General features: G+C 68.4%; 16 protein-coding genes. 6 read left to right on the top strand and 10 right to left on the bottom strand.

Going from position 1 to position 14,346, the window contains the following annotated elements; all coding sequences use genetic code 11:
• The first annotated feature begins 1 nt into the window (after position 1).
• The 6 genes from QLQ15_RS06215 (at position 2) to QLQ15_RS06190 (ending at position 3,777) form a co-directional block, all read left to right on the top strand.
• Complete coding sequence (locus QLQ15_RS06215; RefSeq protein WP_283211964.1) at positions 2 to 490, top strand: GNAT family N-acetyltransferase; 489 nt, start codon at positions 2 to 4, stop codon at positions 488 to 490.
• On the top strand, positions 487 to 942 hold the full coding sequence (locus tag QLQ15_RS06210) for a nucleoside deaminase (RefSeq protein ID WP_283211963.1): 456 nt from the start codon (positions 487 to 489) through the stop codon (positions 940 to 942). The genes QLQ15_RS06215 and QLQ15_RS06210 overlap by 4 nt, the downstream gene beginning before the upstream one ends.
• Before the next feature lie 5 nt (positions 943 to 947).
• Positions 948 to 1,358, top strand: a complete 411-nt coding sequence (locus tag QLQ15_RS06205; protein WP_283211962.1) for a DUF5655 domain-containing protein — start codon at positions 948 to 950, stop codon at positions 1,356 to 1,358.
• A 95-nt stretch (positions 1,359 to 1,453) separates the two neighbouring features.
• Positions 1,454 to 2,155 carry a helix-turn-helix domain-containing protein gene (locus tag QLQ15_RS06200; RefSeq protein ID WP_283211961.1) on the top strand — a complete coding sequence of 234 codons (702 nt, stop codon included), beginning with the start codon at positions 1,454 to 1,456 and terminating at the stop codon, positions 2,153 to 2,155.
• Between the two features lie 41 nt (positions 2,156 to 2,196).
• Positions 2,197 to 3,285 (top strand): hypothetical protein, encoded by a 1,089-nt coding sequence (locus tag QLQ15_RS06195; RefSeq protein ID WP_283211960.1) that lies wholly within the window; start codon positions 2,197 to 2,199, stop codon positions 3,283 to 3,285.
• A 45-nt stretch (positions 3,286 to 3,330) separates the two neighbouring features.
• Positions 3,331 to 3,777: an OsmC family protein gene (locus tag QLQ15_RS06190; protein WP_283211959.1), complete on the top strand. Its 447-nt coding sequence runs from the start codon at positions 3,331 to 3,333 to the stop codon at positions 3,775 to 3,777.
• A gap of 139 nt (positions 3,778 to 3,916) precedes the next feature.
• On the opposite strand, the gene hslU is transcribed toward QLQ15_RS06190, so the two are convergent.
• From hslU to QLQ15_RS06140, 10 genes are all read right to left on the bottom strand, one after another.
• Positions 3,917 to 5,317 carry an ATP-dependent protease ATPase subunit HslU gene (gene hslU, locus QLQ15_RS06185; RefSeq protein WP_283211958.1) on the bottom strand — a complete coding sequence of 467 codons (1,401 nt, stop codon included), beginning with the start codon at positions 5,315 to 5,317 and terminating at the stop codon, positions 3,917 to 3,919.
• A gap of 143 nt (positions 5,318 to 5,460) precedes the next feature.
• Positions 5,461 to 6,012, bottom strand: coding sequence for an ATP-dependent protease subunit HslV (hslV, locus tag QLQ15_RS06180; RefSeq protein WP_283211957.1), 552 nt, complete (start codon positions 6,010 to 6,012; stop codon positions 5,461 to 5,463).
• Between the two features lie 111 nt (positions 6,013 to 6,123).
• The gene (locus tag QLQ15_RS06175; RefSeq protein ID WP_283211956.1) at positions 6,124 to 6,324 is read right to left on the bottom strand and encodes a DUF3079 domain-containing protein; all 201 of its coding nucleotides are present in this window, start codon (positions 6,322 to 6,324) and stop codon (positions 6,124 to 6,126) included.
• Between the two features lie 134 nt (positions 6,325 to 6,458).
• Complete coding sequence (gene xerC, locus QLQ15_RS06170; protein WP_432277779.1) at positions 6,459 to 7,397, bottom strand: tyrosine recombinase XerC; 939 nt, start codon at positions 7,395 to 7,397, stop codon at positions 6,459 to 6,461.
• 14 nt (positions 7,398 to 7,411) lie between these two features.
• A complete protein-coding gene (locus QLQ15_RS06165) occupies positions 7,412 to 8,086 on the bottom strand; it encodes a DUF484 family protein (RefSeq protein WP_283211955.1) in 675 nt (224 codons plus the stop codon).
• Positions 8,079 to 8,963: a diaminopimelate epimerase gene (dapF, locus tag QLQ15_RS06160; protein ID WP_283211954.1), complete on the bottom strand. Its 885-nt coding sequence runs from the start codon at positions 8,961 to 8,963 to the stop codon at positions 8,079 to 8,081. Before dapF ends, QLQ15_RS06165 begins: the two co-directional genes overlap by 8 nt.
• The gene (gene lptM / locus QLQ15_RS06155; RefSeq protein WP_283211953.1) at positions 8,947 to 9,231 is read right to left on the bottom strand and encodes an LPS translocon maturation chaperone LptM; all 285 of its coding nucleotides are present in this window, start codon (positions 9,229 to 9,231) and stop codon (positions 8,947 to 8,949) included. Before lptM ends, dapF begins: the two co-directional genes overlap by 17 nt.
• Positions 9,232 to 9,271: 40 nt before the next feature.
• Positions 9,272 to 9,685, bottom strand: coding sequence for a YbaN family protein (locus tag QLQ15_RS06150; protein WP_283211952.1), 414 nt, complete (start codon positions 9,683 to 9,685; stop codon positions 9,272 to 9,274).
• 266 nt (positions 9,686 to 9,951) lie between these two features.
• The gene (locus QLQ15_RS06145; RefSeq protein WP_432277778.1) at positions 9,952 to 12,075 is read right to left on the bottom strand and encodes a S9 family peptidase; all 2,124 of its coding nucleotides are present in this window, start codon (positions 12,073 to 12,075) and stop codon (positions 9,952 to 9,954) included.
• 117 nt (positions 12,076 to 12,192) lie between these two features.
• Positions 12,193 to 14,322: a prolyl oligopeptidase family serine peptidase gene (locus QLQ15_RS06140; protein ID WP_283211950.1), complete on the bottom strand. Its 2,130-nt coding sequence runs from the start codon at positions 14,320 to 14,322 to the stop codon at positions 12,193 to 12,195.
• Positions 14,323 to 14,346: the final 24 nt, after the last annotated feature.

Below are 14,346 nucleotides of genomic sequence, written 5' to 3'. Positions count from 1 at the left end.
CATGAGCGCACCGCCCAACCTCCGCTGGCAGGCCTTCACGTTCCGCGAGCTCGACATCGACACGCTGTACGCGCTGCTCAAGCTGCGCTCGGAAGTGTTCGTGGTCGAACAGCAGTGCGCGTACCTGGACCCCGACGGCAAGGACCGGCATCCGCAGACGGTGCACTTGCTGGGCACGGCCGACGACGGCGCGCTCGCGGCGTACCTGCGCATCCTGGCGCCGGGCCTGAGCTATCCGCAGGTGAGTTTCGGCCGCGTGCTCACGGCACCGGCGTACCGTGGGCGTGGCCTGGGCGATCCGATGATCCGTGCGGCGCTGGCGCAGATCGCGTCGCGCTGGCCCGGCCACGACGTGCAGATCGGCGCACAGGCGCACCTGCAGCACTATTACGGCCGGCATGGATTCGTGCCGTCCTCCGACCCCTACCTCGACGACGGCATCCCGCACATCGACATGCTGCGCCGTGCCACCACCGGAGCTTCCGCATGATCGACACCCCCGACTACCGCGCCCTGCTCGCCACCGCTGTCGCCGAAGCACGACAAGGGCTGGCCGAGGGCGGCATCCCCATCGGCGCGGCGCTGTACCGCAACGACGGCCAGCTGCTCGGCTGCGGCCACAACCGGCGCGTGCAGGAAGGCGATCCGTCCGTGCATGGCGAGACCGATGCCTTCCGCAAGGCCGGTCGCCAACGCCGCTATCGCGACACGATCATGGTCACCACGCTGGCGCCGTGCTGGTACTGCAGCGGGCTGGTCCGGCAGTTCAACATCGGCACCGTGGTGGTGGGCGAATCGGTGAACTTCCGCGGCGGCATCGACTGGCTGCGGGAGAACGGCGTCAAGGTGATCGACCTGCAGGATGCCGAATGCATCCACATGCTCGGCGACTGGATCGGCGCGAATCCCGACGTGTGGAACGAGGACATCGGCGAGGATTGATCGCCATGCCCGCCTGGACTTGTCCGGCATGCGGCCGCGTGTTCAACCGCGCGAACACGAAGCACAGCTGCGGCACCGGCGATCGCGCCGCGATGCTCGCGCGCAAGCCGGCGGAACTGGTGGCGCTGTACGAAGCCCTGGAGCGCGTCGCGCGCGAGTGCGGCGACATCGAAGTGGTGCACAAGGACCGCTACGCCCTGTTCCGCACCACGCGGATCTTCGCCGACGTGGTGTTCATGAAGGACGCGTTGCGCGTGGCACTGCAGCTGGACCGCGTGTTCGACGACCCGATGTTCTTCAAGACCGCGCAGGACGCCCGCGGCCGCGTGCAGCAGGTGGCGAAGCTGCGCGACGCCGCCGACATCGAGGCCATCACGCCCTACCTGCGCGCCGCCTGGCGCTACGCGCACGGCTGAGTTTCAACCCGCGCGCCCTGGCGGGCATCCCAGAGGCTGCACGGCCCCGACTTCCGTCACTGGCCGGCCACGCCCGGACCGCCCAGGATTCCCCTATGCCCGCTGCCTACGAAACCCGCCACGAGGCCCGCCAGGTGCTGGACACGCACCGCCATGGCGGCGCGTACGCCGCGCTGGTGCTGGATGGCCACCACGTCGAAGCCAGCGCCGACGGCCCGGTCGAATGCACGCCCGGCACGCTGGTGCTGCATCCGCGCTGGCACGCGCACGGCAACCGTTTCGGCCGCGGTGGCGCGCGAGTGGTCAACGTGGAACTGGATGCCGTGCTGGTGCCCGACGCGCTGCGTGTGCTGCAGGTGCCCGACCTGCGCGAAGCAGCGGCGGTCATCGCGCGTGCACCGGGCAGCCTGGCGCAACTGGTACATGCGTGCAGCGAAGCGTCGCTTTCAGCAATGACCGGATGGCAGGTGGAATTCCTGCGCGAGCTCGAACACGGCGACCTTCCGCTGGGCGAACTGGCGCGCCGCGCGGGCGTGTCGCTCGCGCATGCTTCGCGGACCTTCGCCCATTCGCACGGCATGGCGCCGCAGCTGCTGCGACGCGAGCTGCGCACACGCCGGGCGCTGGCGATGCTGCGCGGAGAAGCCGCACTGGCCGACATCGCCACCGACAGCGGCTTCGCCGACCAGGCGCACCTGTGCCGCACGCTGCGCCGCTCCACCGGCGCCTCCCCCGGCCAGCTGCGGCAACAGATCAAATGCGTTCAAGACGCCCGGGGGGCGGTGCGGGCCCAATAGCCCCGACGCGATCCTCCGATCGCACCACGGACGCCCCCGCCATGCCGACCCCGAATCGCACGACCCGCCCGCTTTCGCTTCTGACCGGCGCCGCACTGGCGCTGCTGCTGCACGGCGCCCACGCCGACGAACCCCAGTCCACCGCCGCCGCGACGACCGCCATCGCCGAGTCCACGTCGGCCGTGCTGCAGGGCGATGGCGTGCGTGCGGCCGACACCTTGGCCGCCTCGCCTGCCGAAGGCTTCCTGGGCAAGGATGCGGACTACCGCGCGTGCATGCTGCAGCGGCACCGCGCCGCCCAGCCCGTGCACACCACCGCCGAGATCGCCGACGCGTTCGTGCGCGGCGTGCTCGACGATTACCAGGACTACTGGTGGCGCGCGATGCACGCACCCGCCTCGCAACGCGACGCACTGGAAGCACGGCTGCTGCAGAACCTGCGCAAGCGGCTCAACGTCGGCGACGCGGCGGCGAAGGACATGGACGCCATCGAACCGCTCGTGCAGGCGAAGCTGCTCGAACACGGGTACCACGCGCAGCTGGGCCGCACCATGCCGCTGCGCGAGCTGATGGTGTGGCGCAAGCAGGACACCCGCATGTACGACGTGCAGCTGCCCGACGGGCCCTACACCGCGCGCGTGGAACTGCTGGACGATTTCGTCAGCCGCGGGTGGACCTCGTACGGCCGCTGCGAGCGCGGTTCGGCGGGCGGCTGGGCCACGGCCGAGGCGTTGTACGCGGTGGTGCCCAGTTACACCGAGGGCCTGGACAGCGAAGCCTTCCGCGTCGTGTTCCTTGGGCATGAGACCCAGCACTTCGCCGACCAGAACGCGTTCCCCGGCATGACCGGCTGGGAGCTGGAATACCGCGCCAAGCTGGTCGAGCTGACGCAGGCCCGCGAGGTCAGCGCCAAGCGGCTTGGCTACATGATCACCGCGCAGGGCGACGACATGTCATCGCCGCACACCTACGCGAACAAGCGCGTCGTCGCCGACCTGACCACACGCCTTGGCGCGGCGCCGGACACGGTGGGCATCGAGCGCCTGCAGAAGGCCGCCCACGACCTGCTCATCGAGGACACGCAGCGCCGCAAGGCCGCGACCGCCCACACCGATCCTGTCGCACGGTAACGGCGCTGTGGCATCGTGGCGGACCCGCCCCCACAGGAGTCCGCCATGTCCGATCACATCGCTTCGATCCGCTGGACGCGCGACGGCCAGCCCTTCGACTACGAACACTACCCGCGCGACCACTCGGTCCGTTTCGAACGCGGGCAGCAGCTGACAGGCTCGGCAGCGCCCGCCTACTTCGGCAGCGCACAGGGCGTGGACCCGGAAGAGATGCTGGTGGCCGCGCTGTCCTCGTGCCACATGCTCACGCTGCTGGCGGTCGCGGCGAAGAAGGGATGGACGATCGATGTCTACGAGGACGACGCCATCGGCACGCTCGGCAAGAACGAGGACGGCCGCATGGCGGTCACGCACGTGACGCTGCGCCCGCGCATCACCTTCGCGGAGAAGGCGCCGGATGCGCAGGAGCTGCAGAAACTGCACGAGTCCGCGCACCGCAACTGCTTCATCGCGAATTCGGTGAAGACGGAAGTCGTGGTGGAACCACGCTGAGGCTTTTGCCCCTCCCCCTGTTTGCAGGGGGAGGTGGGGGCGAGGCGCCTCAGCGCCGAGCTCGCCGCGATGCGGCTTCACACCCCCTCCCCAGCCCTCCCCTGCGCGCAGGGGAGGGAGCATTCAACGGGGTAGAGGATTACAGGATGTACCGGCTCAGATCCGGGTCCTGCACCAGTTCGCCCAGGTGCGAATCGACGTACGCGCGATCGATCGCGACCGCCTGCCCATCACGATCCGGCGCTTCATAGCTGAGCGAGTCGAGCAGGCGCTCCAGCACGGTGTGCAGGCGGCGCGCGCCGATGTTCTCCTGGCGCTCGTTCACCTGCGCGGCGATCTCGGCCAGGCGCTCGACCGCGTCAGCGCTGAACGATAGACCGACGCCTTCGGTGCGCAGCAGTTCGACGTACTGCGTCGTCAGCGCGGCCTTCGGTTCGGTGAGGATGCGCACGAAGTCGTCCTTGCTCAGCGCGCTCAGCTCCACGCGGATCGGGAAGCGCCCCTGCAGTTCGGGGATCAGGTCGCTGGGCTTGGCCAGGTGGAACGCGCCCGAGGCGATGAACAGGATGTGGTCCGTCTTCACCGGGCCGTACTTGGTGCTCACGGTGGAACCCTCCACCAGCGGCAGCAGGTCGCGCTGCACGCCTTCGCGCGACACATCGCCACCGCCGACGTTCTCGCCGCGCTTGGCGACCTTGTCGATCTCGTCGATGAAGACGATGCCGTGCTGCTCGCAGGCCTCGATGGCGGCTTCGCGCACGTCTTCCTCGTTGACGAGCTTGCCGGCTTCCTCTTCGGTGAGCTGCGAGCGCGCTGCGCGGATGGGCAGCGTCTTCTTGTGCGTCTTGGCGCCGGCGACCTGGGAGAACATCTGCCGAAGCTGCTGGCCCATCTCTTCCATGCCGGGCGGCGCCATGATGTCCACTCCGACGTTCACCGCCGTTTCGATCTCGATCTCGCGATCGTCCAGCGTGCCGCTGCGCAGCTGCTTGCGCAGCTTGTTGCGGGTTTCGCCCGCTTCTGCCGAATTGGCCTGCGAGGACGGCTCGTCCTTCGCCGCTTCCTCGGCGTTGAAGCCGAACACGGTCGTCGCGCCCTGGCGTCGCGGCAGCAGTGCATCCAGGATGCGTTCCTCCGCGCGCTCCTCGGCCTGCGTGCGCACACGCAGCTTGGCCTGTTCGCGGTACAGCTTGACCGCGGTGTCGGCCAGGTCGCGCACGATCTGTTCGACGTCCTTTCCGACGTAGCCGACCTCGGTGAAGCGCGTGGCTTCCACCTTCACGAACGGTGCGTTCGCCAGCGTGGCCAGGCGACGCGCAATCTCGGTCTTGCCCACGCCGGTCGGGCCGATCATCAGGATGTTCTTGGGCATCACTTCGTTGCGCAGCTCGGCCGGCAACTGCATGCGGCGCCAGCGGTTGCGCAGGGCGATGGCGACGGCACGCTTGGCCGACTGCTGGCCGACGATGTGGCGGTCCAGCTCCTGCACGATCTCGCGCGGCGTCATGGTGGCGTGGGAAGTATCAGGCTTGATGGGCATGTCGTTCTCGTTCTGTCACCGTCCGTCCCGAGCGTGGCCGCACAGCGGCGAAGTCGAAGGACGAACGGATGGTGGCGTTGCGGTTCGCGGGGTGCCCTTCGACTTCGCGCCAACGGCGCTACGCCCAGGGCGAACGGCAGCGGTCAGAGTTCCTCGACCACCACGTTGCGGTTGGTGTAGATGCACACGTCGCCGGCGATGTTGATCGCCTCGGTGGCGATGGTGCGCGCGTCGAGCTGCGTGTGCGCGATCAGTGCGCGCGCGGCGGACAACGCGTACATGCCGCCGGAACCGATGGCGATGATGCCGTCCTCCGGCTCGATGACATCGCCGGTGCCGCTGATGATCAGCGAGGTTTCGCGATCGGCCACGGCAAGCAGCGCTTCGAGCTTGCCCAGGCGGCGTTCGGTGCGCCAATCCTTCGCCAGCTCCACCGCTGCGCGCGTGAGCTGGCCGTGCTTTTCGAGCTTGGCCTCGAACAGTTCGAACAGCGTGAAGGCGTCCGCGGCCGCACCGGCGAATCCGGCGATCACCTGGCCGTCGCGACCCAGGCGTCGCACCTTGCGCGCGTTGGCTTTCATCACCGTGTGGCCGAGTGTGACCTGCCCGTCGCCGGCGACCGCGACCCGGCCGTCGCGACGCACCGACACGATGGTGGTGGCGTGGAAAACGTTGGGGTTCTGGCTCGGGTCCATACGACCTCCGGGGGAATGCCCTCTTGGGTGGGGGCGTCGCCGGAGCGGTTCAAGCCAGCCGTGGGCACGGGTGTCGCAGCGCGGCGTCGTGCCGGTGCCGATGCCGTCGGGTCAGAGCTGCGCCATGCGCGGATTCTCGGGCGAGGGCTCGATGCCCCAGTCCAGGTACCAGTGCTCGCCCTGCGTCTCGATCGGATGCATCACGCGACCGGACCCGTTGCCGCAGGCCAGCGACTGCGCCGGGCAGTAGCGGTCGCAGCCCCAGCAGATGCGCTCGGGGTGGGTCGGGTTCAGGGGAAAGTTCTTCGCCATCGCAGTGGCCTCCTGCTACGGCTGCCACATTAGGCCGTCGGGCCGTTGAGGCCTTGACCTCGGTCAACCATCGCCGCGTTCACCACGGCGACCGCGCGTAGGGCGCCTCGCCGGACGTGACGTTCAGTCGCGCGTCAGCCCTTGCGCTTCGCGCGCGGGTGCGCGGCGTCGTACACCTTGGCCAGATGCTGGTAGTCCAGGTGCGTGTAGATCTGGGTGGTCGCGATGTCGGCGTGGCCCAGCAGTTCCTGCACGCCGCGCAGGTCGCCGGAGGATTCCAGGATGTGGCTGGCGAAGGAATGCCGCAACAGGTGCGGGTGAACGCGTTTGAACAGGCCCTGCTGCTGCGCGAGGTGGCGCAGGCGCAGCTGCACGGCGCGCGGCGTGATGGGCCCATCGCCGCGGCCGGGAAAGACGGGAGCGTCGTTGTTCGCGCCGGTCGAAGCGCGCCATTGCGCCAGCGCGTTCCGTGCGTGCGAACCGATCGGCACGCTGCGCTGCTTGCTGCCCTTGCCGAGCACGCTGACCAGCGCATCGGCGATGTCCACGTCGCGCCAGCGCAACGCGCACAGTTCCGACAGTCGCAGCCCGGATGAATAGAACAGTTCCAGCAGCGCCCGATCGCGCAGTCCCAGCGGTGCATCGGTGGGCACTTCGACCAGCGCCTTGGCCTCGTCCGGATCGAGCACCTGCGGCAATTTGCGCGGCGCCTTGGGCGAGCGTATCGAGGCGGCGGGACTGGCGGCGACGCGCCCCTGCTTCACCAGCCACGCATACAGACTGCGGCACGCGGAAAGGCGGCGCTGCAGGCTCTTGGGCGACAACCCGCGGCGATGCTCGGCGGCGATGAAACCGCGCACCTGTTCGGTGTGGAGCGTGGCGACGCTGACGCCTTCGCCCATGGCCCATCCGCTCAGCGCCAGCAGGTCGCGCTGGTAGGCATCGAGCGTGTGCGCGGACATGCGTCGTTCCACCTGCAGGTGCGCGAGGAACGCGTCGACGTCCGCATCGCGCATCGGGACTTCGCTGTCCTGCGATGGCGCGGCGCGTGTCGTCGAAGACCTGGCTGCCATCGCCGGGCGTCCGTTCAGCCGTCGAACCGCTTCAGGGCCGTGGCCAGCGCCTCGCCCATCATGCGCAGGAACAACGTGCCCATGCCGGGGAAGAACCGGTTGGCATCACGCGAGCCCACCGCGACCAGGCCCACGCCCGGCAACGGCAGCAGCGCGGTGGACTGCACCTCTTCGGCGCGATCGCCGTACAGCAGTGCGTGCTTCTGCGGCTGCAGGCGCCCGCACAGCGGTTCGCCATCCTTGAGGCAGTCGCGGAACGGCTCCAGGCGCGCATCGTCCTGCGCGATCACCTGCAGCCAATCGGCTTCGCCCAGACCGTCGACCGGCTTGAACATCACCAGGCGCACGAGATCGCCGTTGAAGTCCTCGGCCAGGCTTGCGGCCATCGCGCGCAGCGTGTCGGCGGCCGTGCCCTGGCGCATCAGGGCCAGTGTGAGCTGGTGCGTGCGCACCGACAGGCGCTCGTTCTCCTGCGCGTTGCCGAACAGTTCCTGCAGGCGACGCGAGAGCTCGCGGTTCTTGTCGCGCAGCACTTCGAGCTGGTAACTGGCCAGCGAGGACGCGGAACCTTCCTCGCGCGGCACGACCAGGCTCAGCGCCAGGTCCGGGAACTGCTGCAGGAAGCGCGGGTGCCGGCGCAGCCAGGCAGCGACTTCATGGGCGCCGAGCTTCTCGGTCGTCTCACTCATGGATCCATTCCCCTTCGAATACGAACGCGGTCGGCCCCGACATGCTCAACGCCACGTCGTCGGCCGGCCATGCGATGCGCAGATCGCCGCCAGGCAGCGATACGGTGACCTCGCGATCGACGCGGCCGCGCCGCATCATCACCGCGGCGGCTGCGCAGGCGCCGCTGCCACAGGCCAGCGTCTCGCCGACGCCGCGCTCGTAGACACGCAACCGGATGCGGTCGCGCGATTCCACGTGGACGAAGCCGACGTTGACCGATTCCGGGAACGCCGGATGCGACTGCAGCATCGGCGCGACCGCTTCGACCGGCGCGGCATCGATGTCGTCGACCTCGATCACCGCGTGCGGGTTGCCCATCGAGACAGCGCCGAAGGTGAACACGGCGTCGTCGCGGTACAGCACGTACTCGTCCTGCGCGCCTTCGAACCCGTGCAGCGGAATGCTGGCCGGCGCGAAACGCGGCAGTCCCATCACGATGCGGAAGGCGCCGCCGCCCAGCTGGGTGACGGCATGCGCGCCGACGGGACTGTCGAGCACGAACTCGGTCGGCAGCGGCGCATTGCGCGAGCGCGCGTCGCGCACCATCCACGCGGCGATGCAGCGCGCACCGTTGCCGCACTGCTGCGACGAGGAACCGTCGGCGTTCCAGATGCGATAGCGCGCCACGGCGTCGCTGCCCTGCGCGTCCTCGACGGTCAGGATCTGGTCGCAGCCGACGCCGGCGTGGCGATCGGCGAGCGCGCGGCACAGCGACGGCGACGGCGGCGGTGCGTTGCCGCGCAGGTCGAGCACGACGAAGTCGTTGCCCGCGCCATGCATCTTGCTGAAGCGCAGGACGGTGGCCGGCAGCGGCGTCGGATCAGCGACGGCGACCATCGTCGGGCTCGTCGGTGGGCGGCTGCGCCGACGCGGCGTCGCTCTTGTTGGTGTCACTCTCGTCAGCGGTGCCGGTCGCCTCGGGCGTGGTTTCCGGCGGCGGCATGGCGACGTTGGACGGATTCGCCGGCACCGTGGCGGGATCGACCGGGATGTTCTTCGGCGGGAGGATCAGCGGCCCCTTGTTGCCGCAGCCGGCCAGCAGCAGCGGCAGGGCAAGCAGCGACAGGACGGCGAGCCACGTTCTCGGGGTGGGGCGTGCATTCATGACGTCAGTGTAGCCCGCGCGGATGAACGATTCGACGGCGTCAGCGCGGGGGAGCGGGCGGCTCCGGGCGCGCCCACAGCCAGATCGCGACGACGGTCATGATCGCGGTGCCGGTGGCGGCCATCCACCAGCGCGGCGCGGTGAGGAACATGATCACCGCGCATGCCGACATCATGCCCACGGCCAGGCGTTTGGCGCGTCGGCTCACTGCGCCATGGGCCTGCCAGTCCCGGATCATCGGCCCGAATCGCGGGTGCGCGAGCAGCCGGTCGTGCAGCTTCTGCGAACCGCGCGCCGCGGCGAACGCCGACAGCAGCACGAACGGCACCGTCGGCAGGCCGGGCACGACGATGCCGATGATGCCCAGGGCCAGGCTGGTGTAGGCCAGCAGCCACCAGGCCCAGCGGAAGCGGACCTTGCGGGGCGGTGTGGCGGGAGACGGCTTGGGGTTCACTCGAATCGAATCGGTGTTTGGGCCCCCTCCCCTGCTTGCAGGGGAGGGTTGGGGTGGGTGAGGCAGGTCGCTTACGCGGCACGCCGCGTGACCTGCCGAACGCCCGGCCATGGAGGGCCGGGCTGGGCGTTCCATCGAGCATTGCGTAGCGCCATGGAAGGCATCCAGACAACGAACGAAGCAGGTGTCGCGGCGAATTCGGCGCTACGCGCCTTCGTACCCCCTCCCAACCTCCCCCTGCAAGCAGGGGGAGGAGCAAGTCGCGCTTACTTTGCTGCAGCCGTCGCCGCCGGCGTACCCGACAGCCCCAGCTGGTCGAGCATGAATGCGTACATCTCCGACAGCTCGCGGTACCGGCGGAAGCGGCCCGACTTGCCGCCGTGGCCGGCGTCCATGTTGGTGCGGAACACCACCGGCTCCTTGCCCTGGTCCAGGTCGCGCAGGCGCGCCACGTACTTGGCCGGCTCCCAGTACTGCACCTGCGAATCCCACAGGCCGGTACCGACGAACATCGCCGGATAGGCCTGCTTCGACAGGTTGTCGTACGGCGAGTACGACAGCATGTAGTCGTAGTAGTCCTTCTTCTCCGGATTGCCCCACTCGTCGTACTCGTTGGTGGTGAGCGGGATCGTCGGGTCGAGCATGGTGGTGACCACGTCGACGAACGGCACCTGCGACAGGATCACGCGGTAATGGTCAGGCGCCATGTTGGCGATCGCGCCCATCAGCAGGCCGCCGGCGCTGCCGCCGTAGGCCGCGACGCGGTCCTTGGCGGCATAGCCCTGCTTCACCAGGTCCGAGGTGACATCGATGAAGTCGGTGAAGGTGTTCTTCTTGTGGAACAGCTTGCCGTCGTCGTACCACTTGCGACCCATTTCCTGGCCGCCGCGGATGTGGGCGATGGCGTAGACCATGCCGCGGTCCAGCAGGCTCACCACCGGGCCGTTGAAGCGCGGATCGGTCGAAGAACCGTAGCTGCCGTAGGCGTACTGCAGCATCGCGGCCTTGCCGTTCTTCTCGAAGCCACGTCGGTAGACCAGCGACACCGGCACCTTCACGCCGTCGCGGGCGGTGGCCCAGACACGCTCGGTGACGTACTTGTCGGGGTCGTAGCCGATCACCGGCTCGCGCTTGAGCAGCTTGCGCTCACCGGTCAGCACGTTCACCTCGTAGGTGGTGCCCGGCGTGGTCAGCGAGGTGTAGCTGTAGCGCAGCCACGGTGTGTCGTGTTCGGAATTGACCGCCAGGCCCATCGCGTACGCGGGCTCGTCGGCCTTCACGTATTCCTCGTGGCCGTCGCCCTTGAGCACGCGCAGGCGCTCCAGTGCGTCCGAGCGCTCGGCGACCACGGTGAAGCCGTCGAACAGTTCGAAGCCTTCGACGAACACGTCATCGCGGTGCGGCACGAAATCCGTCCACTGCTTGCGCGAGGTCGAGTCGCTGGGCGCGGTGACGAGCTTGAAGTTCTTCGCGGCCTTGCCATCCGCGCCCGGGGCGTTGGTGCGGATGACCCAGCGATCGCCCAGGTGGTCGGCCTGGTACTCGACGTCGCGCTCGCGCGGCGCCAGCACCACGAACTTCTCGGGACTCGACGCCGGCGCGCAGCGCATCTCGCTGGACACCGTGCTCTCCACGCCGATGCAGATGTACTTGTCGTCGCGCGAGCGGTCGATGCCCATGTAGAAGCTGTCGTCCTTTTCCTCGTACACCAGCACGTCCTGTGAGGCGGGCGTGCCGAGCACGTGCTTCTTCACGCGAACGGTGAGCAGGGTCTCGGGGTCGTTCTCGACGTAGAACAGCGTCCGGTTGTCGTCCGCCCAGACCAGGTTCGGCGAGACGCCCTTGATCTCGTCGGCGTAGACCTCGCCCGTTTCCAGGTTCTTGAAACGGATGACGTACTGGCGACGGCCGACGGCGTCGTCGGCCCAGGCCAGGAGCTTGTTGTCCTGGCTGACTTCCCAGTCGCCGACGTTGAAGTAGTCCTTGCCCTTGGCCATGACATTGACGTCGAGCAGGACCTGCTCGGCGGCGTCCATCGTGCCGGCGCGGCGCGCGTAGACGGGGTAGTCCTGGCCGGTCTCGAAACGGCTGTAGTACCAGTGGCCGCGCTCGCGGTACGGCACGGAACTGTCGTCCTGCTTGATGCGGCCGACGATTTCCTCGTACAGCGTGTTCTCCAGCGGCTTCAGCGGCGCCATCACCGCATCGGCGTAGGCGTTCTCGGCGTTGAGGTACGCCAGCATTTCCTTGTTCTCGCGCTTGTCGTCGCGCAGCCAGTAGTACTCGTCGTTGCGCTGGGCGCCGTGCGGCGCCTTGACGGCGTGCGGCTTCTTGGCCGCGTCGGGCGGGGTGGCGGCATGGGCCGCGAGGGTGGTGGCGGAAGTGCTCATCAGGAGGGCCGAAAGCAGGAGATGGGTCGATTTCATGGATGGGGTCCGGTTGTGCCAATGACAACGTGCGGCTCGTGGAACCCCTCCCCTGCCTGCAGGGGAGGGAAAAGCAGCGGCTTACTTGCCGCTCAACTCATTCCACAGGAACGTGAACGCCAGCGCGCTCATGTGCGCGGCCTGGGCATTGTTGGCCGAGCCGCCGTGGCCACCCTCGATGTTCTCGTAGTAGCGCACGTCCTTGCCCGCTTCCAGCATCTTCGCCGCCATCTTGCGGGCGTGGCCCGGGTGGACGCGGTCGTCGCGGGTGGAGGTCATGAAGATCACCGGCGGGTAGGTGCGCTTCGCGTCGAACAGGTGGTACGGCGAGAAGCTGCGGATGTAGTCCCAGTCGGCGGTGTCGGGATCGCCGTACTCGGCCATCCACGACGCGCCCGCCAGCAGGTGGCTGTAGCGCTTCATGTCCAGCAACGGAACCTGCACGACGACGGCACCGAAGAGGTCCGGATACTGCGTGAGCATGTTGCCGGTGAGCAGGCCGCCGTTGCTGCCGCCCTGGATGCCCAGGTGCGGGGTCGACGTGACCTTGCGCGCGATCAGATCCTGCGCGACCGCGGCGAAGTCTTCGTACGCCTTGTGCCGGTTGGCCTTGAGCGCAGCCTGGTGCCAGCGCGGACCGTATTCGCCGCCGCCGCGGATGTTGGCCACCGCGTACACGCCACCCTTCTCCAGCCAGCCCTTGCCGACGCTGCCGGAGTACGCCGGCGTCAGCGAAATCTCGAAGCCGCCGTAGCCGTACAGCAGCGTCGGCGCGGTGCCGTCCAGGGCCAGCCCCTTCGGACGCACCATGAAGTACGGCACGCGGGTGCCATCCTTCGACGTGGCGAAGTGCTGCTCGATCACGTTCTTCGACGCGTCGAAGAACACCGGCATCGTCTTGAGCACTTCCGGCTTCGTGCCGATCTGCGCCAGCGACAGCGTGGTCGGCGTGAGGTAGTCGGTGGCGGTGAGCCACACGGCGTCGCTTTCGTCCGGATCGACCGGCGCCACCACCAGCGTTCCGAACGACGGCGCCCCGGTGAACTCACTGTGCTTCCACTCGCCGGCTCCCGGCGTCAGCACGCTCAGGCGGTTCTTCACGTCGTCCAGTACGTTCAGCACCAGATGCGTCTTCGTCCAGGTGTAGCCGGACAGCGAGGTGCGCTCGGTGGGCGCGAACAGCGCGGTGAACTCGCGCTTGCCGGCCATGAAATCGTCGAACTTCGTCGCGATCAGGCTGCCGGCAGGCCAGGTCCTGCCGCCGGCCTCATAGGGTTCGCGCAGTTCCAGCAGCAGCCAGTCCCTGTGCACGGACTTGTTGGCGGAGTTGGGCGCGTCGATCTTCGCAAGCTTGTCGCCTGCGCGCAGGTACAGCTCGTCGTTGTAGAAGGCGATCGTGCGGCTGACGAAATCGCGCTCGAAACCCGGTGTGTGGTCGCGCAGCGCGGCGATGTACATGTCGTCGGGCTTGCCCTCGTACACCACGCGCGCCTGCCCGATCGGCGTGCCGCGCTTCCATTCCTTGACGATGCGCGGGTAGCCCGAGCTGGTCATCGAGCCGGCACCGAAATCGGTGTAGACGTACACCGTGTCGCGGTCGATCCAGCCCAGCGCGCCCTTGGCCTCGTCGCGGAAGAAGCCGTCCTTCACCCACGACCGGGTGGACAGGTCGAACTCGCGCGTGACGTCGGCATCGGCGCCGCCGCGCGAGAGCGCGATCAGGCAGCGGGTGTAGTCCGGGCGCAGGCAGTCCACGCCGTGCCACACCCAGTTCTCGTTCTCCGCCTTGTTGAGCGCGTCCAGGTCGATGACCGTTTCCCACTGCGGCTTGTCCTTGCGGTACTCGGCCAGCGTGGTGCGGCGCCACAGGCCGCGTTCGTGCTGCTTGTCCTTCCAGAAGTTGTAGTAGTACTCGCCGATCTTCTCGACGCCGGGGATCTTGGCGTCGGAATCGAGGATGCCGCGGATGTCGGATTCCAGCTGGCGGAACTGCGGCGAAGTGGTCAGCTCGCCTTCGGACTTCGCGTTCTGCTCGCGCACCCAGGCCAGCGGGCGTTCCCCGGTGACGTCCTCAAGCCAGGCGTAGGGATCGGTGGAAGCATCGGCGGACACGGCGGGGGACTCCTTGGCGGGTGCGGCGCCGGCCAGCGACGCGGCCGCGAGGCCTGCGGAGATCAACAGGGTCTGGCAGGCGTGCGACAGCTTCGGCATGGGCGCTCCGGGCACGGTGAAATC

This window comes from Lysobacter stagni, from assembly GCF_030053425.1.
Classification (GTDB): domain Bacteria; phylum Pseudomonadota; class Gammaproteobacteria; order Xanthomonadales; family Xanthomonadaceae; genus Lysobacter_J; species Lysobacter_J stagni.
This window is presented reverse-complemented; position numbering and strand designations above follow the sequence as displayed.